This window comes from Ruegeria sp. BG11 (assembly GCF_056538565.1).
Genome location: NZ_JBQFTH010000012.1, coordinates 85,068 through 107,414, shown reverse-complemented (window position 1 = coordinate 107,414; position 22,347 = coordinate 85,068). Strand labels below are relative to the sequence as shown.

Sequence of the window (22,347 nt, the reverse complement as noted above, 5' to 3'; positions counted from 1 at the left end):
AAATTCCACTCAACCATGAAGTTTTTTTAAAAACCTGAGACGACCCCCAGCCATCTAAGATTCATTGATTCTCACAGGCGCGTGTGCTCTATATTCCTTATATTAATAACAAAAAATACAGGCAGATTTTCCCTATGAGTGTAACCTGGGTATGTTGAGCTTCCTTGTGAATCGAAGCCACAGAATATGGTGCGGCTTCGCTCTGGTGGCCCCCCTTCTGGCAATCGACGCGCAGGCGCAGGAGACCGAACCTGCGGGACCTGAATTCGTTGCCCCACCAACTCCCTCTTTGAATTTTTATGGCTCGCCCGGCCTGGTCGACATGCCCACCGCTGAAATGTTGCCCGAAGGACAGTTCACTACCGGCATCTCGAATTTCGCAGGCCAGACCCGGTTCACGCTGACATTCCAGCCAACACCCTGGATGTCCGCTAGCTTTCGCTATTCTGGCATTCAGGATTTAAACCTTTTCGGTTTTTCCACCTACTATGATCGCGGTTTCGACGTGCGCTTCCGCCTGCTGCAAGAGCGTGATAACTTTCCCGGACTCACTTTGGGCCTGCAGGACCTCGCAGGCACCGGCCTTTATTCAGGCGAGTACATCGTTGCCACCAAAAGCTTCGAAATTCCCGCCCTTGGGGCATCGCACAACCCCGGCCGGCTCAAGCTCACCGCCGGGCTGGGATGGGGAAGACTGGGGTCATACGGATCAGTCGGCTCAACCGGCGAGCGCCCGGTTTTCGACGGCAATGACAGCCTTGGGGGCGAGCTGTCGTTCGATCAATGGTTCCGCGGCCCGTTTGCCCCCTTTGGTGGCATTGAATGGCAGGTCAATGACAAACTGGGATTCAAGGCCGAGTATTCTTCGGATGCATATGCGCTCGAAACCGAGTCCTCGGATGTGTTCGAGCGGAAATCCTCGCTCAATTTCGGTGTCGAATACCAAGCCACACCACGCACCCGGCTGGGGGCCTATTATCTTTACGGATCCTCCTTCGGGATTAACGCGCAGATTCAGCTGAACCCGAAATACCCCGTTACCCTGATGCGCCAACCCGCCCCGCAGCCGGTGCTGCTGCGACCCAACCGGGCTCAAAATCCCGAGGCCTGGGATACCAGCTGGGCCCAAAGCCAGGCTTCGGCCCTGACCCTGCGCGACCGGATTAATCCTGTGCTGGCCGAGGACGGTTTGATCCTGGAATCTCTGGATGTTTCGGCACATTCGGCCGAGATACGGTTCCGCAACACGCGTTACCTACCCAATGCCGCCGCGATTGGCAGGGCGGCGCGGGCCATGGCGAGCACGATGCCCCCTTCGGTCGAGATATTTCATCTGATCCCCACTTCACGCGAAATGGGGCTGTCGACCACAACAATCCGCCGGTCGGATCTGGAGGCGCTGGAATTTGACCCCAACGCGGTGGACGCCATGCTGGCGGTGACCGGGTTCAGCGACGCACCCAGCCTGTCTGACACGGCTGTGTTCACGGATATCTATCCCTCATTCAGCTGGGCGCTGGCCCCCTATTTCGCACCGGCCTATTTTGACCCGGACAGACCGATCCTTATCGATGTCGGACTGGATCTGAGCGCGACGTATCGACCTGCCCCGGGCTGGGTGCTCTCGGGCACGTTGCGCCAACGTCTGGCCGGGAACGTCAAGGACGGCACCGCATCGTCGTCGGAACTGCCCCCGGTGCGCACCGATCAACTGGAATACGCGCAGTTCGACACCACGATCAACAATTTCTACGCGGCGAAATACTGGCGCCCTGGCGACAACCTCTATGCGCGAGTCACAGGCGGCTATTTCGAATACGGGTATGGCGGTCTGTCGACCGAATTGCTGTGGAAACCAGTCGACAGCCAGTTGGGACTGGGGGCCGAGGTCAACTATGCGATCAAACGCGACTTTGATCAGCTGTTCGGATTTCAGGATTACCGGATCGTGACCGGCCATGCCTCGGCCTATATGGATTTCAACAACGGCTTTCACGGGCAGATTGATGCCGGGCGGTATCTGGCGGGAGATTACGGTGCCACCTTCGCCATTGACCGTGTGTTCAACAATGGCTGGTCGGTCGGCGGCTTCTTCACCCTGACCAATGTGTCATCCGAAGAGTTCGGCGAAGGTTCATTCGACAAGGGTATCCGCTTCAGCATGCCGCTGAACTGGTTCCTGGGCAAACCCAACAAGCGGCAGGTCGGCCTGACCATCCGCCCGATCCAGCGTGACGGCGGGGCGCGGGTCTTTGTGCCCGGGCGGCTTTACGGGGAGGTCCGCAATGCCCATCAGAAGGCGCTCAGCGATGCCTGGCCGAGGTTCTGGCAATGACACAGCTCAAAATATTCACCCTGGCTCTGCTAATCCTGACCGGCTGCTCCGGTGGTACAGAGCAGCAACCGCTGGAACTGGAAATCATCGAGGCCGGTCGAGAGGTCATTGCAGAAAGCAGGGCCGCCCCGCCCACCGAGCGCCCACCCTTGCGCCGGGCGGATTTGGACGTACTTGACGGGTCTTTCATGGAGATCACGCGCGAGCGCGCCGATCTGCTAGCCTACCTTTACGTCAATGCCCAACGGACAGACCGGTCTCCGGGGCGGATCATTGTCTGGCGCAGCGACGATGATGTGACATTGGCCACCCGCAACGGCGTTCTGATCGAAACCCGCGGTATGCGTGGCGATCTTCTGTCCAGCACGGTGCGGGTGGTGGGCAACCGGCCCGGTCCTGCGTCGAGTGGCACTCATGTTCAGATGATTCATTCCCTGGACAACCGACAGGTGCAACTGGCGCTGGACTGTGATCTGATCGATCTCGGGCCGCAAGTGATCGAAATCGTTGAACACAGGCACAACACACGGCATCTACAACAGCGCTGCCAGGGTGGCGATGGCGTGGTGGTCAACGACTTTTGGGTGGATGAGTCTGCCGGTCTGGTATGGCAGTCCCGGCAATGGGCAGGCCCCCATATCGGCTACCTGCGCTTACGACGGCTTACACGCTAGGCTTAGCGTGGCAGCAAAACACCCTGCTTGTCTCAAACTTTTACGGTTACGTTGAAAAAGGCCGTGCCTTCGACTAAACTGCTTGGGAGTTCCATCGACAGAGGTTTCTGTGATTATGAAAAAGGTAATAGCAAGTTCTCTTATCGCCATATTGGCCATGGCAAATGTTGCGACCGCACAAACCGTCCCCGAAGCGGGTGTCGTCACACAAGGCACGGGCACAGCAGGTGCCTTAGCAGGAACGACCGTCTCCACAGCTGCGATTGTCGGAGGTGTCATAGTGGTTGCGGGCATCGCCATTGCCGCTGGCGGTGGCGATGGAGACAGCAGCACAACGACCACCACGACTACAAGTGATTGACGTTTAACAATCCAGTTACAATCAAGCCCCCCTATTTGATAGGGGGGTTTCTTTTTGCATCCTTTTACATCGACTTTTGAAAGCTGCTTGGCCCTTGCCATAAAGCACGCACCGCCTTGTCAGCGGCAAATTCCCGCCAAGATTGTGCCCAATATGAGCGGGATACTTCCAAGCTGTGTCAGGCCGATTGCACCGAATGTGCAACCCGTGCCATCCCCTCGGCAGGCACAGGAGCATTGGAATGTCACAGGCAAACTCACTCGAACGCTTGATGCTGGAGCTGATCAACGCAGAACGCACCTCCCGCGGCTATAACCCTCTTCAGCTTGAACTACGTCTCAACGATGCGGCAGAGGATTACAGCGAATATATGCTGGAGGAAGATTTCTTCTCGCATACCGGGCTGGACGGCTCGGACCCCGGCGATCGGATGCGCGACGCTGGGTTTGTTTTTTCCGGGAGTTGGACCTGGGGCGAGAACATCGCCTGGCAAAGCGAGCGCGGCGCAGCCGGGTTCGAAGATGACGTGGCCAACCTGCACCAATCTCTGATGAACAGTTCCGGCCACCGCGCCAATATCCTCAACCCGAATTTCGAAGTGATCGGCATCGGCATTGAGATCGACGACTATACTACCAGCAGCGGTAGAACATATGAAGCGGTGATGGTCACCCAGAACTTTGCCCGCACCAGTGCACCGCTGCAGATCGACAATGACGACAGCGGCGGCGGTAACGACGATACCGGTAACGAACCTCCCTTGCCCTCCCCTCTACCTCCCCTCCCCCCAGAGGATCTGGAACTTACAGGGGATGGCGGAGCGAACACACTGACCGGCGACAGCGGCGATGACACTCTGACTGGACGGGGTGGAAATGACGCGCTGACAGGAAATGCCGGACAAGATACGATTTGGGGTGGGAACGGAAACGATACGATCCTCGGCGGCAGCGATAGTGACCAGATTGGCGGCGGCGGCAACAACGACCGTATTCGAGGCGGCGATGGCAATGACCGAATTTGGGGCGGTGCCGGCAATGACACAGCGCATGGCGATGACGGTAACGATGAGATCCGCGGGGGTGGCGGTCGGGACGCACTGTGGGGGTTGGGCGGCAATGACCGAATTTACGGCGGCGGCGGCGATGACACTGCCGGGGGCGGCGCGGGACAGGACGTGATGTCGGGGGGCGCCGGCAACGATTTGTTATATGGCGGGTCTGGAAACGATACGCTGAACGGCGACAACGGCAACGACACCCTGCGCGGCGGGGCCGACAGCGATATATTTGTCTTCTCGGACGGCATTGATCAGGTGATTGATTTTGGCGCGGGTGACCGGATCGACTTGAGCAACGTAGATGAGATTACCAGTTTCAGCGACCTGCAATCCAGCCACCTGTCTGGCGAGTCTGAAGCGGTTATCAGCGACGGGTTGGGTAACACCCTGACCCTGCTTGGCGTGGGGGAAGGTGCGCTGGATGCCGGGGACTTCATCTTCTGATCCACACAGCAGATAATTTCTAAGCACAAGAAAGCCCGGGCCATGCGTCCGGGCTTTGTGTTGCATGCGATCTGTTACAGCACTCGCAAATCATGACTCAATAAGGTGTCATTTTGATTGACCTGTTAAGGACCCCCTGCTTTTATTTCCCACGTGGGGAATAGTAGACCATATGTCTATATTTTTTAGACATAAAGTGAATTAAAATCAGTGCCCTAATTTTGGGGGCGGTCATAGCAAAAAATATCTCGAGGGGCCTTCCGAATGACAACCTATACGCTCAACGGTTTTAGTGTTTATTACGACAACGATGTCGACGCAGACGTAGGGGTGAAATCTAGCACAACCCTCGAGTTGGTCGTGCCTGACGGCGAAACCTCTTTCAGTTATAGCGTCCTACCATTGGCCCCTGGCGATTCTGCACCAGATGATCTCTATGTTGAAGTCAACCTACAACTCAACAATGTCCGGGTTGATGGCCAATTGTTTCAGGAAGTCAATGACGAGCCCGACACCTCGATCTTTCAACTCAATTGGACTGACGCGGGCAATGTCTCACGGGTGTCAACCATACTGATACTCGAAGAATTCGACGCCAACGTGCCGCCTTATGGCACGGTCGACACGCAGAACATCTTTCTGCTGGGCGGTGACGCGCTGCCCACCTTCAATACGCTGGCAGACTTCAATAATTTCCTCAACAACGCTTTGGACGCTTTTGATATCCCCCCCGCCTCCAGTCCGTTTGGCCCGAACAAGGATATCGCGCTGAACTCACTTAGCGGCTCTAGCACCGAAAATGATCTGATCATTGGTGACGATGGGGACAACGAATTTGATGGAGGGGCTGGAAACGATACAATCCTAGGTTTGGATGGCAGTGACACGCTGCGCGGCGGGGATGGCAATGACTCGCTGAATCCAGGCACCAATGACGATGGCTATGACGAGGTCGTTCCCGGATCAGGTCAGGACACTGTCGATTTTTCGGACGTAGACAGCACTACTTCTGTGGGTCTTGGACAGTGGGATCTGGATGCGGGCGTGACAGTCACGATAAATGGTCAGACAAACACGGCCTCAGTTGACAAGGGTGCCAATGGTACAACCCAGATTATCAATGTGGGAAATACCTTTACGTGGGGGCTTTCCGTCTTTGGCAGCGCCCACAACGACATCTTCAACATTACCCCGGTCAATGATGAAGACACGTTTCTGGGGGTGACAGGCCGCGAAGGAGACGACACGTTCAACTTCTTTGCCGGTGACGGTTTTGTAAGGCTCAACTATCGCCAATCCGACGTTACCAGCGGTGTTAATGTCAATCTCAACACCGGCCTTGTCAGCAATGACGGATACGGTGATCAAGACACAATCAACGGTGTCGAAAACCTGTCGGAACTCCGCACCACGATGCTGGATGACAGTGTCATCGGCGGTGACGGACGTGATCGTGTCATCCTGATGGCAGGCAATGACACAGCCGATGGCGGCGACGGGTTCGACCTGATCCGCTATGACCGGAGCCAGGTCGAAGCGGTGAACGTCAACCTGCAGACCGGGACAGCCACCGGCACTTGGCGCGGCGAGGCTTTCAACCACACGATCAGCAACTTCGAAGAAGTGCGCGGCTCACGCGATGGCGACGACACGATCATCGGCAACAACGCCGTGGGTGAGTATATCGAAGGCCGTGGTGGCGATGACAGCATCAGCGGCGGCGGTGGCGATGACACGCTTTACGGCGAAGAAGGCAATGACACGTTACTGGGTGGTGATGGAGAAGACCGGTTGCGCGGTGGTGACGGCGATGACTCACTGAACCCTGGCACCAACTTTGAGGGTTACGATGCCGTTGTCGCCGGAGCTGGAAACGACACCATTGATCTTTCAGATCTAGGCTCCAGTGCCGGCGTCGGGCTGGAACACTGGGATCTGGATGCAGGTGTGACCATCACGGTGAACGGGGCCACCAACAGCGCCTCGGTCGACAAGGGCGTCAATGGCACGACCCAGATCATCAACATATCCAACGCGCTCAATGACTGGGGTCTTGATGTCAGCGGCACCTTCCACGACGATGTCATCAACATCACTTCAGGCTCCAATGCGGACTCATTCATCGCAGTTATAGGCGAAGGCGGTAACGACACGTTCAACATCAATCCAGGCGATGCTCATGTTCGTCTGGATTACCGGCGCTCTGATGTCTTGAATGGCGTCAATGTGGATCTTTCCACAGGCATTGTCAGCGAGGACGGTTATGGAGGTGAGGATACGATCAATGGGGTCGAGAACCTGACCAGCCTGCGCACCACCATGTTCGACGACAATGTGATCGGCAGTGACGGACGTGACCGGGTCATCCTGATGGCGGGCAACGACACCGCTGATGGCGGCGACGGGTTCGACCTGATCCGCTATGACCGGACCGGCGTTGAGGCGGTGAACGTGAACCTGGAAACCGGCGTTGCCACCGGCACCTGGCGCGGCGAGGCCTTCACCCACGAGATCAGCAATTTCGAAGAGGTGCGTGGCTCGCGCGATCGTGGCGACACGCTGACCGGCAAGAACGGTCAGAACAACTGGATCGAAGGACAGGGTGGCAAAGATACGATCGAAGGCGGAGAGAACGGCAATGACACTCTACTCGGCGGGGATGGGCTGGACAGCATCATCGGCCGCAGCGGCGATGATTTCATCGACGGAGGCAACGGTCGGGACGTTCTGCAGGGCGACGCGGGCCGCGACACGCTGGAAGGCGGCGCCGGGGCCGACACGCTGCGTGGCGGCGGTGGGTCAGACTCTCTACTAGGTGGCGATGGGTTGGACCGGATTTTTGCCAGCGATGGTTTTGACACGCTGGAAGGCGGTAATGGCGCCGACACGCTGGGTGGCGGTGCGGGTAATGACCACATTCTTGGCGAAGTGGGCAATGACGTGGCCTATGGCGGTGCGGGCAATGACTTCGTCGATGGGGGTGAAGGCAATGACCGGCTGTTTGCGGGCAATGGCGACGACACGGTCTATGGCCGCGAGGGCAACGACAATCTCGGTGGCAGCGGCGGTAGCGACCGGTTGTTCGGAGAGGCCGGCGACGACACGATGTTCGGCGGCACCGGGAATGACAACCTGCTTGGCAGCGACGGCAATGACGAGCTTTGGGGCGGTGGCAACAACGACACGCTGTTTGGCGGTGCGGACAATGACGTGCTGCGCGGCGGGTCTGGCAATGACAGCCTGTCAGCGGGCTCCGGCGCGGACAGACTGGATGGCGGCACGGGTAACGACACCCTGCGCGGCGGCAGCGACAATGACACATTTGTCTTCTCAAATGGTGTGGATCAGGTGCTCGACTTCGGTGCCGGGGACCGGATCGACCTGAGCGGCGTGGCAGCCATCACCGATTTCGCCGATCTGCAAAGCACCCACCTGTCGGGCGGGTCCGACGCTGTGATCAGCGACGGCCTGGGCAACACCCTCACCTTGCTGGGCGTGGCGGAAGGATCACTCGTCGAAGGAGACTTCATCTTCTGAGCCGACAGCAATAGGAGCTACCGATGTACTGCCCACCAGGTTTCCAAATTTCGGGCGACACATTCACTCGGCAATGAGCGTCAACTTCGCATAAAAATTTGTACGCATCGAAATCGGTAACTTATCCGGGTTTGCTATCTTCAACGCCGCGACGCCTATTCCCCCAAGATATTTCCTAATTTTTTCGTTGAAATAGTCGTTAACTACGGGAACGTCATAGAATTCAATCGAAAAACCATTAGCGGTTGTACGGCGTTTCAGTTGACGATAGCTGTGCAACGAACAATGTTGCGGTGGTTTCAGAAAATCAAACGTACGCCGCACTCCGTATGTAGTTGACCAGCGTACCATCTCGAAGGGAATATTGGTCCACTTATTCGGGGTTTGCAAAAGGTAATACCCCCCGGACTTCAACACCCGGCGCACCTCTCTAAGATGTGCGTCAGTGTCAGGAATGTGCTCAATGACATCGAAACTCAGCACTCGATCAAAGCTTTTGTCCGGAAACGGTAAATTACTGCCGTCTGCCAAACGCACATCAAACCCAGCGGGGGCCGCGTCTACATGCTCCTGATCGACATCAATTGCGATCACCTCATGCCCGTCTTGCTTCAATTTGCGCATTAACTGGCAGCGCCCGCAACCGATTTCGAGAATGCGGTTAGGCGTCTCTAAGAGCTTGGTCTTACGCAAAAAATCGACATTAGAATCTAGATTCCCAAAGTTTACCTTATCACGCGTCACGAGCTCCACCCCTCGGCCGTACTCAACGAGAACACACAAAACACGAATTGCTTGTATACTGGAATCTGGGTTTTGAGGCTAGTTACTCATTGTTGCGATTCCGGCTTCCTCAAATAATCTTAAAGTACGACGCTCTGAGATCAGTCCAGATATTTTTTATCTGGACTGATCTCGAAATTTACATCTGTAAGCCATTTGCTTTAGTGGAAGACAAGATTGCTGTTAGCGTTTCATCAGAACGGGATTTCCATCCCCATAGTGGGATCGACACCAGTCCCTAAATCTGATTCATTCCCTAAACACCATCCAGTACCGGATACCTAAACCTGCCGGACACTGCCAACAAATATGGATCAGGTGTCACGTGGCTATCATCTCGGATCATATGAGAAACGAAACCGCCCTCTCAACTCTTGTTAAGAAAGGCCATCAATTCATGCCAGCTCTTTGAATCCAATACCCTAGGGTCATAATCAATTACGTGGCACCATTTGGGATGCGCGGCCTGATAGTTCTGATAAAATTTATCTATTATTTTCAGATTATTAGGATTCTTCTGATTATCCCCCACGACATCCGAATGTCGGCGCGTCACGAACAGGACTTGCGCATTGTCGCAATGCTCGGACAGGAAAGTCACATAGCGATTCAGGATGACGGTTTGATCAGGCGTCAGCGTGGACAGGCATCCCGCAACCCGTGTTCCTTCAGGCGGGTTTAGAACTTTTTCCGCGAAAACCTGGGCCAAGGCACTCCCGTAATCCCAGGGGCGTACCTGCTCCGCGCAATAACGCGGGCCAGTCGCAACAGCCCTCTGCGCGCGCATCAGATGCAAGGCCGTGTCGTTGTTTTCACCCCGAATGCAGTACCCGGGCTGATCATTCAGCGCGTTTTGCACCGCAGCCCCCGCCTCAGAGCAGTAGCTGAAGATAAACACATGCCGTTCCGCTGCCTCCGCTGAAAATACGCTCCCTGTGTGCCCATCAACGGGTCGGAACATGCCCTGCCCCGAACGCAGTCGCGACATGCCCTCGGCATTGATCGTATCCAGTTCAGCGTACAGCTTGTAATCTTCGGCATAGAAATCCCGGATTTCAGCCTCCAGCCCAGAGGGCAATTGTTCCGTCTCCTGAATGCGACTGACATTCACACGCGGCAGTTCCCGGGGAATACCAAACGCGGTGCAGATATCTCTGAACATGCCATCCAGACGGTCATAGGGGATGATCACATCTGCCAGAACCTGGCCGTCATGAGCTACAAACACGTCACGTTGAAGGTTCTTGCTCCCATCGCCCTTCAGGATATTCCAGTCCTTCCGGGCCCAGAACTCGGCAAAACTCATGCCCTCGGGCAGTGGGCTTTCAACCTTGTTGCCCAGCCGATACCGATACCACGACCGGATCCAGTCCAGCGGGTCGCGCATCACGCCAAACTTGAAAAAGCTCTCTGGCCGGTAACCCGGTTGCGAAAACAGAAAATCGTAAGTCGGGAAGATATCGCGCAATTCGATATGCTTGCGTTGCGCGGTTCCGGCCCGAACAATATCGGTATGAGGCCTCAGGACCTGTTCCAATGACGTCGAGGCCGTCTTTGTGCTGGCAACAAACACAAAACGTTTGTCAAACCCAATCAGCATTTCAAACCAACCCCGTTCGTTTCCACTGTCTGTTTCATACCCCCCCACAGGTATATTGAACAGCCGCAGCCCCAGCCCTTTTGCAGTACCTCTATACGCAGATGATGACAGACCAGGCCACCCTTAGGCCCGGACCGCAACCAGCGTAGCCCTGACGAGCGTGGAGGATGTAACTGAAGAGCGCTGGTTCTGTCCCCGCCCTGTGGGACCAGTGTTCATGCGCCAAGGCGACCGGCTCAACTCCCGTGTTGCAATCTCAGGATCGGTCTGCAAAACTTTGGGTAGGCCCGGTTCTTTTAAGCAAAAAACGGTCATAATCATGAAAATTCTCATCGTCGGGGCCGGCCTTTCCGGGGCAGTGATCGGGCGCCGCTTGGCCGAGCAGGGACACCAAATCACCATCGTTGACGGGCGCGTGCATGTCGGCGGCAATTGCCACACCGAACGTGATGATGACACCGGAGTGCTGGTCCATGTCTACGGTCCGCATATCTTCCATACCGACGACGCAGAGGTCTGGGATTATGTCAACACCTTTACCCGTTTCCGACCCTATAAACACCGGGTTATGACCACCTCTCAGGAAGCGGTCTATTCGCTGCCAGTCAACCTGCATACAATCAACCAGTTCTACGGCCGCACCCTGCGCCCGGACGAGGCCCGCGCCTTCATTGAAGAGCAGGCCGACACCTCGATCACCGACCCACAAACCTTCGAGGATCAGGCGCTGCGCTTCGTCGGGCCCCGCCTCTATGAGGCGTTCTTCCGGGGCTACACGGAAAAGCAGTGGGGGTGTTCACCGACTGAATTACCCGCCTCGATCCTCAAGCGCCTGCCGCTGCGGTTCAATTACGACGACAACTACTTTTTTCACCGCTTCCAAGGGATGCCCGAAGACGGCTACACCCCAATGATCGAACGTATTCTGGATCATCCAAAGATAACCGTGCATCTGGAAACGCTATTCGCGCCAGGGGATGGGGCCGAATTCGACCACGTCTTCTGGTCCGGTCCGTTGGATGGCTATTTTGACTACCGGCTGGGGCGGTTGGGCTACCGCACGCTGGATTTCGAACGGTTCAGCGATCAGGGCGACTATCAGGGCTGTGCGGTGATGAATTACGGCGACCGCGACACCTCCTGGACCCGGATCACCGAACACAAGCATTTCAGCCCTTGGGAAAACCACGACGGCACCGTCTGCTATCGAGAGTTTTCGCGCGCCTGCGGCCCCGACGACATTCCCTATTACCCGATCCGACTGGTCGAGGAAAAAGCGTTACTGGCCGATTACGTGGAGCTGGCCGAGCAGACCCCAGGCGTCACCTTTGTAGGGCGACTGGGTACCTATCGCTATCTGGACATGGACGTGACAATCCGCGAGGCGCTGGATACCGCTCAGATGTTCCTGACCCATGCGTCAGAAGGAGCCCCTATACCGGCTTTTGCAGTCCCTCCGCTGTGATCCCTGCGCACTCGAACCGTCCTTGGCATCTCAAATACTGGAAAAATTCTTTTAGATGCCATAATTTACAGCCCAAACCACTCAGTTTCCTGACCGCCAAGATCGCATGACCTTCAAAGATTATAGCTATATCTTCATCATAACCTACGGCCGCTCCGGGTCGACCCTACTGCAGAGCCTGCTGAACTCTTTAGATGGCGTTCAGGTCCGGGGCGAAAACTACAACGCGCTGTACCACCTTTATCAGGCCCTTCACACCATCAACGAGACCAAGAGACTTGGGCGCAAAAGAAAAGCTCTGAACCCAGACGAACCTTGGTACGGGGCAAGAGAATTGCAGCCGCTCAAGTTTCGCCGCGCTCTGCTTGACGCCTTCGTGACATATGTGTTGCGCCCGGAGGATGGTGCAAAACGACTGGGCTTCAAAGAAATTAGGCACACGCCGAACATAATGGATATGGGTCAGTTCACATCTTATATGGATTTCCTGCTGGAAAGTTTCCCGGGCGCCCAAATTGTCTTCAATACGCGTAATGTGAACAACGTGGCCAAATCGGGCTGGTTCGCCCAACAGGACCCGCAAACAATCAAAGCCAAGATCAGAGCCTGTAACAGGCGTTTTGCCCGCTATGATGCATCGTCCGACCGCACCATCCTGATGCACTACGACGACTACATCTCAGATCATTCACGGATCGAAGATCTTTTTAGCTTCCTCGGACATGACTATGATGCCGACATGGTGGCCAACATCTTTTCGAAACCCTTGCAGCACGCACAGGAAAGTTGGAGCGGTAAAAAACCGACCAAAGCTGACCCGGTTAGTACAAAGCCCGAACAGGACGGTATCTGAACCGGAAGGTTCTGGTCTGGGCACGAACACCAATCTGCGGAACAAAGATCGTTATGCAGACGAATCATACCCGGATGAATACGCTATAGAGAAAATTATGAAGCAACCCACCCGGGCATTGCCAATCCCACATCAATATTGTCACGCTTCTAGCCGCAGAAATAAGTCAGAGTATAAACCAAGATGACACTCCCCAGACTACAGGTTCCTTTTGTCATTTGGACATTGCAACGAACCGGCGGTACAAATTTCAATACATGCCTCAACAGAATGTCGGACCGCCCAAGGCTGCAGGACGAACTCTTTAATCCTGGCCGGGTGTATGGCCATCTGCAGGAGGCTTGGAAACGTACAAAAAATGAAGCCGCCCTACAGCAAGCAATTGGGGAAGTTTGCGCCAGCCAAGCCAATTTCAAACATTGTGTCGAACTGGTTCCACGGATACTCAACGACATTCTGGTCGAAAGTACCGTTGCCCATGGCTACAACCACATATTTTTGTACCGGCACAACCTGCTAGAACGTATCCTGTCTCGCGAATATGCTCGCAGAACAGCTATTTGGGGGCCCAAACAAGCGCGGGCAGCGGAAGGTCGGGATATGTCCGCGGCCATGGTTACGCCGTTAAGCGCCAATGACGCCATCCGCCACGAAACAAAAGCCAATACATATCTAAACCGCGCCTGGACGGCGCTGAAGGACTCTGGTGTCACCCCGACTAGCATTGCCTTCGAAGAGCTCTACGCAACGGACCGGGCCACAACGCAAATTAGCCTAGAGCGGGTTTTCTCGGGACTCGGGCTTCGGCTAACGCTGGACCAGATCACAGAAATTCGCAAAATGATCCAAACCGGAGGCAATCAGAAAACGCGTGAGAAATATAGCCAGTTCAAGGGGATCGATCAGATAGAACAGCGGCTCGGAGAAATTCCTAACCTGTTGTGCAGCACCTGATCCGGCTTCGGACGCCCTGTTGACCCCTTATGGCACCTCCACAAGTCTCCGTCATCGTACCAGTCCATAATGTGCAGGATCATATTGGTGCTTGCCTGACCAGTCTGCGCAATCAGCGCTTTACGGATTTCGAAGCGATTGTCGTCGATGATAGCTCGACCGATGAAAGCCCGACCCGGTTGCGTGAAGCAATCGGTGACGACCCGCGCTTCCGCGTGATCCGGCAAAACAATCTTGGGCTGTCTGGTGCGCGTAATACAGGGCTGGATGTTGCGCGTGGCAGGTTCATCGCGTTTCTCGACGGTGACGACCGATATGACCCCCAATTCCTGGGGCAGATGCATGCCGCGCTGACAAACAGCAATGCCGAATGGGTCGCGTGCGGGCTGCGTAACATACATTCCGATGGCCACAGCGACGCCCACTCGGCCATCCATGACAAACCGGTATTGGAAAAAGGTGCCGAACCACAAATCTGGCCCCTGGACAGTTGGGAAGACGCGATCAGGCATTTTCCGTCTGCCTGGAACAAGCTGTATCGTCGCGACCTCATCGAAGGATTGCGCTTTGACGTGGGAACCTGGTTCGAGGATCACGCGTTTTTTCTGCGAGCTGCTGCGCGAACACAAGCGATTTTGCACCTGCCGCAACCGCTATATCTGCAGACTCGGGGGCGACCGGAACAGATTACCGCCACCGATTCCGAACGGGTGTTCGAACAATTGACAGTGCTCGACACGCTGTCAGAGATCATGGCAGGCTCTGAAAAGCCCGGGCGTCAGCCTGCGCTGTCCAGATTGGCCCACCGGCTGTTTCATGAACGTAGCACCGCGCTGCGTAATCCCACGCGCAGGGCTCAATTCATTTCCGCTGTGCGGGATTGGCTGCACGCAAGAGACCTGCCCCCCCTGCCCGGCCCTGAGCTGCCTCCTAGCTGGCGGCTGGAACTGGATGGTACCTGCCCGCTCAGCGTGGTTGTCCCATGGGACGGACAGGAAGAAGCACTACATGTGACACTGCACGCACTTGCCAAGCAAACCCAGAGAGGTTTCGAAACCCTGATCATCGCCGATAATCCTGCCACAACCCGCCAGGCAGTGGTATGTACAGAACGCCTGGGGCTTATGGACGCTCGTGCGCTGACCAGCGAACACCCCGGACCGGGGCCTGCGCGCAACACGGGACTTAAACAGGCTCGGGGTGCAATGGTGGTGTTCGCCGATGCCGGTGACAGGTTGAAACCAGCCGCGCTTGCCCATTGGACAGATACTATGCTGCGTGAAAACGCGGATTTTGGTGTATCTCAGTTTCGCATCGGCCTGACCCAGACAAGCCCCGTGCACCGAGGCTTTCATGACATGACATTGCTGGAACCGGAGCCTGTCGAAACCAGTCTTCTGCGCTTCGACGCAGATCGGGCGCTTGCGCTGCATTGTCATCCAACGGCAAAAATCTTTCGCCGCGACTTTCTGACCGAGCACAATCTGTCTTTTGGCACGGGCCCCCGGGCCGACTGGCAAATCGGCATTGGTGCCGCGCTGGCCACGCACCGGGCGCTCTATTTCGCGTGGCCCGGAGCAGAGAGCGCCGAAGCCCCTGAGTGCCGGCGACTCTGGACCGCCGCCGACACACCCGAAGCCCTGGCCCAGGCGATCGAGGCGGCCGCCGCGTCCTGGTCCACCGAGATACGCGCCAACCTGCCTGCTGATTGGCCAAGAAGGCTCTACGCAAGGGCTTTGTGGGAGGTCTGGAACTTTTCAGACCTGTCCTCCGCCGCTCGCAGCCGCTTTCGGTTCGAGGCAATCCGGGCAGCGCGAACCCGGGGTTGGCATCAATTGATCGGTCCGCTGGACCCTTATTTCAATCCCCCTATACCTAGGTTGGTGGGTCAACGCAGCGGAACGCTCTAATTCTGGTTGCATCCATCCCGTCAGCCGGGCTAACAGCCCACAACCCCCTTGCTTCAGGTCACCTCCGGAATGTTGGTTTTTTCCACAACGCGTTTTTCTAGCCTGTCTTATCGCGCCGACTTTGCCCGGCACTCCTTTGCAAATATTTCTTTCTTTGACGCAGAGCGCAGTAATATCCTGTTTCACCTGTCCTTGCGCGCTGACGCAGCGCTTGCGGTCTGCAACCGGCGTGGGAAGACCCCCGAGGACTGGGCGCGTGAACAGCAACGCCCGATTGCTCTGAATGCCAAAGATAATGACATCGAGATTCGTTTTGCTCCTCCGCGGGTCAGCGTATGGATCAATGGGAAAAAGGTTTTCAGCTTTGGTTCCATGATAGGGCGGCAACGCTTCCCCAATCTGGGGGACATTGCCTTCATCGACTATCAGGGCGGTATTCAGGCCAGTACCATCCACATGGATTACAAAGGCGTTGACGGCACCGGCCTGACCCTTTCCCCGCGGTTGGACCTGCGCGGACGTCTGGACGGGCATTATCAACCCGAAGATCTGCGTCTGGAGATCGACGGCGTCCATCCCGCCCCTAAACTCATCGTGTCGACCAAAGATTCGGCCACAATTCTGCGATCGGTCCTGCCCGGTCGGATCTGGCAGGGGCGCACCGAGAACGATGCGTTATCGCTGCAGATCATGCACAAGGACGCGGTGCTGGCTCAGCACAATCTACACCGATCCGATCTTGTCGAGCAGACGCAGACGGCGCTGACAAGTGGCGACCTTGCTGGCGACCCGGTTCTGGCGACCCAGATCATCGAGCACGCCCGGTTTTCTGGCATCACGGCCAAGCTTGACCCGCCGCTGCGCAGCCAGCTGATGAAACTGGCCAACGGGTTGGGTCTTGAGCAGTTCCTCGACGTGCCGGAAGCACCAGATGCACCCGAAACAACACAGCCCGAACGAACCATCCTTCAAAATGCGCTGGCGCGCGTTGCACAGGCTCTACACAAGGATGAAACGCCAGAATCCTTGCTTGCGATCCTGGACGAGCTGACTCCAACGCTGGGTGAAATGCAGCCCTCGTTCTATATCGCGCTGTCTGAGCTTTTTTGTCAGCGTGATGCCTTTGATCTGCTTTATGCGCATGCCCAGGCCAACGGTGTTAAGTCGATCGCACCAACCCAGGATAACAGCTGGTTCAATTCCGGTTTGCTACCCTATCTCCTAAGGGATCTTCGCATCTCGCGGCTTTGCGTGATCTTGAGGCAATTGGTGGAACGGCCAGGGCGATGGATCATGACGCCTCCTCTGGCCTGGACAGTCCGCTCTGCATTGAACGACCCAAGGGTCAACAATGCTGCGAGGGACGAGATTATCACCGCCTTCTTGAAATTCTTCGAACGGCGCAACGGAGATTACTGGCAGCGAACTTATTGCACACAGCTGACAGAAACTGCTGTTGCACTGATCGCGGATGGCCCACGCCTATATCCGCGCCAATATCAATGGATTGAAGCGACCTTACTTAAGACCTTTGGAATGTCTCCTCAGTTCTGGGACCGGATTGCTGAGCGCGATGTCGCGCTGTCACCACGCATGGCCATCGCTCAGGACGCCTTCGCAGTTCTGTACGACCTGGACACAACACCTGCGGCAAAGGCGGATGCACTGGCGTTGTTCGAACGGTTTGGCTGCCCCGATTGCGGACGTATCCGGCGGGACATGTTCGGCCCGGCCGGTCTGCCTGGCCCAGAAGCTCCGACCGTATCGGCACTGCTGCATGCGGGGCTCGACACGGCTGAAGCCGCGATGCGCCATATGGCGGCCCCAGACAGCGCTCCGACGGAACCCGCTCTTGAGGAACTCGTTCGCTCAAGACGTGCCAGCCTACCTGATATGGTTGACCGTGCGCCCCATTACGCACTGCAATGCTCTGTCAGCCACCGCGCTGACGACCTGCTCAAAGCGACCCGCAATGGGATCGATCCACAAGACGACTGGCGCGCCCTGCTCGCTGATCTCGACCGGTTGACCGACGCGGTGGACAAGTGGATCGGTCTGGGTGCCGCTCTGGGGTTGCTGAATGGGCTGATCGATATCGGGGGGGCAGCGGCGACCAAAACAATCCTGACCGAATGGTTGAAACAGGCTCTAAAAAGGGCAAAAAGCGCCGAAGCTGACCCCGCTGATCCGCTCAGGACACCCGCTCTGGCACAGCCTCTGCAGGCCCTTCGCAGCCGCGCTGTCGCAGGCAAGACTGGTGCAGCAACCAACCTGAAGGCACTCGAAACCAAAACCCCGCCTGCAGTGCGGGTTCCAAACCCCCTGCGCGGCCCGGTCAATCCGCTTTTCGACACGGTTGTCATGGTCACCTCCTGCCGCGCCAATCTCGGCCGCCGCGTCCAGGCCCTCCGCGATGGGTGGCTGAGCCGTCTCGCCGCACTTGGGGTGCCCTACTTGATTGTCACTGGCGATGGGGACGGCACCCTGGATGGCGATGTCCTGCATCTGGATGCCCCCGACGATTATGAAGGATTGCCGCAAAAAACGCTGGCCACGATCCGCTGGGTACATGACAACACACCCTTCGCCCATATGCTGAAGATCGACGATGATTGCTTTCTCAACCCCGAGGAGTATTTCCACTCGCTCAGCTACCGGAAATTCGACTATTACGGTCGCACTTTGACCCGGGTGCCTGGTCAGATGGACCGGGCCTGGCACTGCGCCAAATCCACTTCGGAACGCGGGCGGCTTGAATTCGACAAATCGCCCGAGCCTTCAACCTACTGCGATGGCGGGTCGGGCTATGCGCTCAGCCGGCACGCCATGAGTGCACTGCTGGACACTGCCGCAAGCGCAACAGGTCAGGCTCTGATTCAGGTGTCTTTCATGGAAGACAAGCTGGTGGGCGACCTGCTGGCCTTGGGCGGCATCTCACCCGCGAACGAGGATTACCACATTTCGGTCCGCCGCCGGGCTCAGCCCGGGGGCATCGCAGTGTCGCGCTGGCTGAACGGGTTCGACGCCAGCCAGACCGCACCGGTCAAGCTGGTGCATCTGGACGATTCAGCCACACAAGCCGATGCAAACAGCCGACTGGATGCACCGGGTCTGTTTCCCAAAAAGATATGGCCCAGCTATCAGCGCGCCAAACTGGGCGAACAGACCAATGCGCTTGAGATGGTAACGGATAGCAGCCGTCTGTTCGCCGCACACGAAGCGCCAGTGGCTGTGGTCGCAGCCATGCGCAACGAAATGTTCATGCTGCCACATTTCCTGGACCATTACCGCAAGCTGGGGGTCGAGAGCTTTCTGATCGCCGACAACTGCTCGGATGACGGCACATTGGAATATCTGGCAGACCAGCCCGATGTGGCGCTGTTCTCGGTCGACACGGATTACAGCAGATCGCAATACGGTGTGGCCTGGCAGCAGGCTCTGATGGGGCATTTCCGCCTTGGGCGTTGGTCATTGGTTGCCGATGCGGATGAGCTGCTGACCTGGCAACTGCCACAGCAGGAAACCCTGCCCGATCTGTTGCGCCGTCCGGAATTTGATGCAGCCGATAGTGTACGCATATTCATGCTCGACATGTATCCGAAAGGACCTCTGGAAGAAGCTGGCTTTGCCAGCGGCGACCCATTTGCCGAGGCCGGTTTCACCGATCGCGATCCTTTCCAGCTCGACTCGTTCGGGCGAGGCCCCTACTCCAACGCACCGACATGGACGTCGGCGCTGCGCCACCGCCTGATCCCCGGGTCTCGCCGGGAACTGTTTGTGGCGCAAAAAAATGCGCTGTTGAAATACTCGCCCTTCATGCGATTGTCGGCGGGGTTGCACTATGTGGCAGGAACAACGCTTGCTGAGCGGGAGCTGTTGTTTGGACATTTCAAATACAATGCCGATTTCCGTCGCAAGGCGCAGACCGAGGTGGCCCGTCGCCAGCATTTCAACAATGCTGAGGAATACCGCAAATATCTGGCACTGATCTCGGAAGGGCGCGACCGCATCTATGATGCAGAGCTGTCGGTACCATGGACCGACAGCGACTTTGTCAAAGCGCGGTTGGGGTGATGGCGGGTCTGAACGGTTCAACCACGTCTTGGCCCTTATAGAGCCTGTTCAGTTCATCCAGATGCCCTGTCATCGTCTGCGGCGCCTGTGCTTTCTGCCAATAGCGCTGCATATCAACCTTGCCTGCCAGTAACGCCCGGATGCGGTCGGTAAAGCTGTCGATGTCACCGGCGGCAAATACCATATCCGTATCACCTGCCAACTCCTGTGCCCCGCCCATGTCACTGGTCAACAACGGGATATGGCGGGCATGCATCTCAATCGCGACCTGCGGAAGGTTATCCTCCCACAACACGGGGATCACCCCCACATCCACATCGCGCAGCAGATCATCCAACCCGTCATGGCTGTAGCCATCCAGATGTGCTACCCCGCCTAACCGCACCTTCAGCAATTCCAAACGGCGCATCGCCTCAGCCTCGCCCGAACGCGCGGCAACCACCAACCGAACCTTCACGGCCAGTTCCAATGGCAGCGCCTCAAGCGCATCCAACAGGAAAAAGAACCCCTTGTCCCGGCGCATATAGCCCAGAAAACCCAATGTCAGAGCCGTTTTTGCCTTTGGCAGAGCCTTTGCCGGCTCGGTTTCCGAGAACAGAACCGCCTGCTGCGTGCCAATATAGCTGGTACGCAATATCCCGGGAGAGATTCCATAGCCTTGTGCAATTTCGCGCACGCGTTCAGACACGCACAACACCAAATCACATCCCGCATTGATCTGGTAGACAAAGGACTGGCGTCGCGCTGCGAAACTTGCGGCAACAGCAGAGGTGACAGGCTGCGCTGATCCTGATCTGGAACGGCGCCTCAGCCGCCCGAATGCCCGGCTTGTCCGGTGTACGATACGCAACATGTTCCTGAACAATAGGTCAAACCCGCGCGAGCCCGGTCGTACACCTGCGCATTTCAACCGATACGCCACCGCGTTGGCGATACGCACCAGCCGCTCGTCATGCTTGTGCACCAGACAATACATGCATTTGGCCCCGGCCTGAAAATCCGTACAAGCGCGCATTTCCTGATGCCAAAGGTTCACCTGAGGGCAAACCGGATAGTAGTTATGCAGTGACAGGATCACCTTGGTATCCGGATAGCGCGCCTTGATCTCAAGCACATCCGCCGGCAGACCCTCCAAATTGTGGAAATGGATCACGTCATAGGGGCCGGTTTCTTCGACAAAGTCGAAAAACGCATCGCGGGTCGGTGGGTGCGACACCTGCTCAGGGGCGCCGAACGAGTGGTGTGACGGTGACAACACCCCGGAATTGACAATTTCATACCGGTTCTCACGGTTCTCATCCGTCCCGTGGCGCACCTGTTCCCATCGGGGTGTGCGCGAGATCAGATTATACGAAATCCCCGAGGACAAAAATACCGGAGTAACATCCGGCTGCGCCTGTAATTCGGTCATCAGGTTGCGCAAATAGACCGAGACGCCACCCCCGCGCGTTTCATCGTCCAGGTAATCGACCCAGTTGTAAAAAAGAATGCGCATATCAATCCAAATACAAAGGAATATCAGATCTCTTTATTCAACCACTTCCCGCGCCTCAATTTCCTGAAATAGGCTTGAATCGGTCCCGGCTTTTCAAACCGCTCCAGTATAGAATTTGCACCTTGCTTGACCAGCGGGCTTTTCATCTCAGGATCATATTCGACACCGAGAAAGTCACACAGGCGTTCTTCAAACCCATCTTCGAACATCTGGCGATATTCGAGCTTCATTTTTTCCTGTGGTAATGTGCGAAACCACTGTGTGAACAGGAAGTCAAACGTGGCGAATTCATGCCACTTATGGCTAATCTGAAGAGGTCCCGCAGCGATCTTTTCCTCGACATGCTCATCCACCTGAGATTGCGCCCAGCGTTTCGACCGGCTTGCCTTGATTAGAGAAGCCATCTGCGCCAGCTTGTTTTCTCGGTGTACATAGATCAGCTTGTAATCCGCAAGGTCAGGCAGATAGCGCAGCATGCGAATATTGTGGCCTATCATCAGCTTGTACCCTACACATTTGTTTCCGCTCTCGGCATGCGCATCAAAAAACGCATCCGAATGCGCCCTTGGATCGGCATCTCTCTGAACTATTTCGGTAAATTCGTCAGATTTACCCTCTGCACCTATGATCGCGTAAGGATTAAACTGCTCTCCAGCACACAAAATATCGCGATGCGCGTTCAGCAAGGTCATCAGATAGGTAGTGCCGCTGCGTGGCAGGCCAATAATCAGAAAACGCTGCGGCTCGGAAGAAGATTCCATACTTTGTTAGGGTCCGTATTTTGGCACTAAAACTTTAGATA

14 protein-coding genes are annotated in these 22,347 nt (G+C 56.4%); 10 read left to right on the top strand and 4 right to left on the bottom strand.

The window, feature by feature from the left end; all coding sequences use genetic code 11:
• The first annotated feature begins 205 nt into the window (after positions 1-205).
• The 5 genes from ACR0JF_RS18830 to ACR0JF_RS18810 all read left to right on the top strand — a co-directional run bounded on the left by ACR0JF_RS18830 (position 206) and on the right by ACR0JF_RS18810 (position 8,411).
• The gene (locus tag ACR0JF_RS18830; RefSeq protein ID WP_480669632.1) at positions 206-2,335 is read left to right on the top strand and encodes a YjbH domain-containing protein; all 2,130 of its coding nucleotides are present in this window, start codon (positions 206-208) and stop codon (positions 2,333-2,335) included.
• A complete protein-coding gene (locus tag ACR0JF_RS18825) occupies positions 2,332-3,009 on the top strand; it encodes a YjbF family lipoprotein (RefSeq protein WP_480669631.1) in 678 nt (225 codons plus the stop codon). The genes ACR0JF_RS18830 and ACR0JF_RS18825 overlap by 4 nt, the downstream gene beginning before the upstream one ends.
• A 115-nt stretch (positions 3,010-3,124) precedes the next feature.
• A complete protein-coding gene (locus ACR0JF_RS18820) occupies positions 3,125-3,370 on the top strand; it encodes a hypothetical protein (protein ID WP_480669630.1) in 246 nt (81 codons plus the stop codon).
• Positions 3,371-3,611: 241 nt separating this feature from the next.
• A complete protein-coding gene (locus ACR0JF_RS18815) occupies positions 3,612-4,874 on the top strand; it encodes a CAP domain-containing protein (protein WP_480669629.1) in 1,263 nt (420 codons plus the stop codon).
• 264 nt (positions 4,875-5,138) lie between these two features.
• Entirely contained in the window at positions 5,139-8,411 is a 3,273-nt protein-coding gene (locus ACR0JF_RS18810) for a hypothetical protein (protein WP_480669628.1), read from the top strand.
• A 63-nt stretch (positions 8,412-8,474) separates the two neighbouring features.
• Here the strand turns inward: ACR0JF_RS18810 and ACR0JF_RS18805 are convergent, their stop codons facing one another.
• A complete protein-coding gene (locus ACR0JF_RS18805; protein ID WP_480669627.1) occupies positions 8,475-9,155 on the bottom strand; it encodes a class I SAM-dependent methyltransferase in 681 nt (226 codons plus the stop codon).
• A gap of 406 nt (positions 9,156-9,561) precedes the next feature.
• Positions 9,562-10,794: a hypothetical protein gene (locus tag ACR0JF_RS18800; protein ID WP_480669626.1), complete on the bottom strand. Its 1,233-nt coding sequence runs from the start codon at positions 10,792-10,794 to the stop codon at positions 9,562-9,564.
• A 319-nt stretch (positions 10,795-11,113) separates the two neighbouring features.
• Between ACR0JF_RS18800 and glf the strand changes: the two genes are divergently transcribed.
• The 5 genes from glf to ACR0JF_RS18775 all read left to right on the top strand — a co-directional run bounded on the left by glf (position 11,114) and on the right by ACR0JF_RS18775 (position 20,050).
• On the top strand, positions 11,114-12,259 hold the full coding sequence (gene glf, locus ACR0JF_RS18795; protein ID WP_480669625.1) for a UDP-galactopyranose mutase: 1,146 nt from the start codon (positions 11,114-11,116) through the stop codon (positions 12,257-12,259).
• 106 nt (positions 12,260-12,365) lie between these two features.
• Positions 12,366-13,112, top strand: coding sequence for a sulfotransferase (locus ACR0JF_RS18790; protein WP_480669624.1), 747 nt, complete (start codon positions 12,366-12,368; stop codon positions 13,110-13,112).
• 183 nt (positions 13,113-13,295) lie between these two features.
• Positions 13,296-14,066, top strand: a complete 771-nt coding sequence (locus tag ACR0JF_RS18785; RefSeq protein ID WP_480669623.1) for a hypothetical protein — start codon at positions 13,296-13,298, stop codon at positions 14,064-14,066.
• Positions 14,067-14,095: 29 nt separating this feature from the next.
• Positions 14,096-15,976 carry a glycosyltransferase family 2 protein gene (locus ACR0JF_RS18780; protein ID WP_480669622.1) on the top strand — a complete coding sequence of 627 codons (1,881 nt, stop codon included), beginning with the start codon at positions 14,096-14,098 and terminating at the stop codon, positions 15,974-15,976.
• 1,068 nt (positions 15,977-17,044) lie between these two features.
• Positions 17,045-20,050 (top strand): glycosyltransferase family 2 protein, encoded by a 3,006-nt coding sequence (locus ACR0JF_RS18775; protein ID WP_480669664.1) that lies wholly within the window; start codon positions 17,045-17,047, stop codon positions 20,048-20,050.
• Here ACR0JF_RS18775 and ACR0JF_RS18770 read toward each other — a convergent pair.
• Together ACR0JF_RS18770 and ACR0JF_RS18765 are read right to left on the bottom strand one after the other, a co-directional pair.
• Positions 20,031-21,545: a glycosyltransferase gene (locus ACR0JF_RS18770; protein ID WP_480669621.1), complete on the bottom strand. Its 1,515-nt coding sequence runs from the start codon at positions 21,543-21,545 to the stop codon at positions 20,031-20,033. The two genes, ACR0JF_RS18775 and ACR0JF_RS18770, sit on opposite strands and share 20 nt — an antisense overlap.
• Positions 21,546-21,568: 23 nt before the next feature.
• Entirely contained in the window at positions 21,569-22,306 is a 738-nt protein-coding gene (locus ACR0JF_RS18765; protein WP_480669620.1) for a sulfotransferase, read from the bottom strand.
• Between the last annotated feature and the right edge of the window lie 41 nt (positions 22,307-22,347).

Coding starts and splice junctions, on each gene's coding strand:
- ACR0JF_RS18825 (WP_480669631.1), top strand. CDS start 2,332: ATGACACAGCTCAAAATATTCACCCTGGCTCTGCTAATCCTGACCGGC.
- ACR0JF_RS18820 (WP_480669630.1), top strand. CDS start 3,125: ATGAAAAAGGTAATAGCAAGTTCTCTTATCGCCATATTGGCCATGGCA.
- ACR0JF_RS18815 (WP_480669629.1), top strand. CDS start 3,612: ATGTCACAGGCAAACTCACTCGAACGCTTGATGCTGGAGCTGATCAAC.
- ACR0JF_RS18810 (WP_480669628.1), top strand. CDS start 5,139: ATGACAACCTATACGCTCAACGGTTTTAGTGTTTATTACGACAACGAT.
- ACR0JF_RS18800 (WP_480669626.1), bottom strand. CDS start 10,794: ATGCTGATTGGGTTTGACAAACGTTTTGTGTTTGTTGCCAGCACAAAG.
- glf (WP_480669625.1), top strand. CDS start 11,114: ATGAAAATTCTCATCGTCGGGGCCGGCCTTTCCGGGGCAGTGATCGGG.
- ACR0JF_RS18790 (WP_480669624.1), top strand. CDS start 12,366: ATGACCTTCAAAGATTATAGCTATATCTTCATCATAACCTACGGCCGC.
- ACR0JF_RS18785 (WP_480669623.1), top strand. CDS start 13,296: ATGACACTCCCCAGACTACAGGTTCCTTTTGTCATTTGGACATTGCAA.
- ACR0JF_RS18780 (WP_480669622.1), top strand. CDS start 14,096: ATGGCACCTCCACAAGTCTCCGTCATCGTACCAGTCCATAATGTGCAG.
- ACR0JF_RS18775 (WP_480669664.1), top strand. CDS start 17,045: ATGCAGCCCTCGTTCTATATCGCGCTGTCTGAGCTTTTTTGTCAGCGT.
- ACR0JF_RS18770 (WP_480669621.1), bottom strand. CDS start 21,545: ATGCGCATTCTTTTTTACAACTGGGTCGATTACCTGGACGATGAAACG.
- ACR0JF_RS18765 (WP_480669620.1), bottom strand. CDS start 22,306: ATGGAATCTTCTTCCGAGCCGCAGCGTTTTCTGATTATTGGCCTGCCA.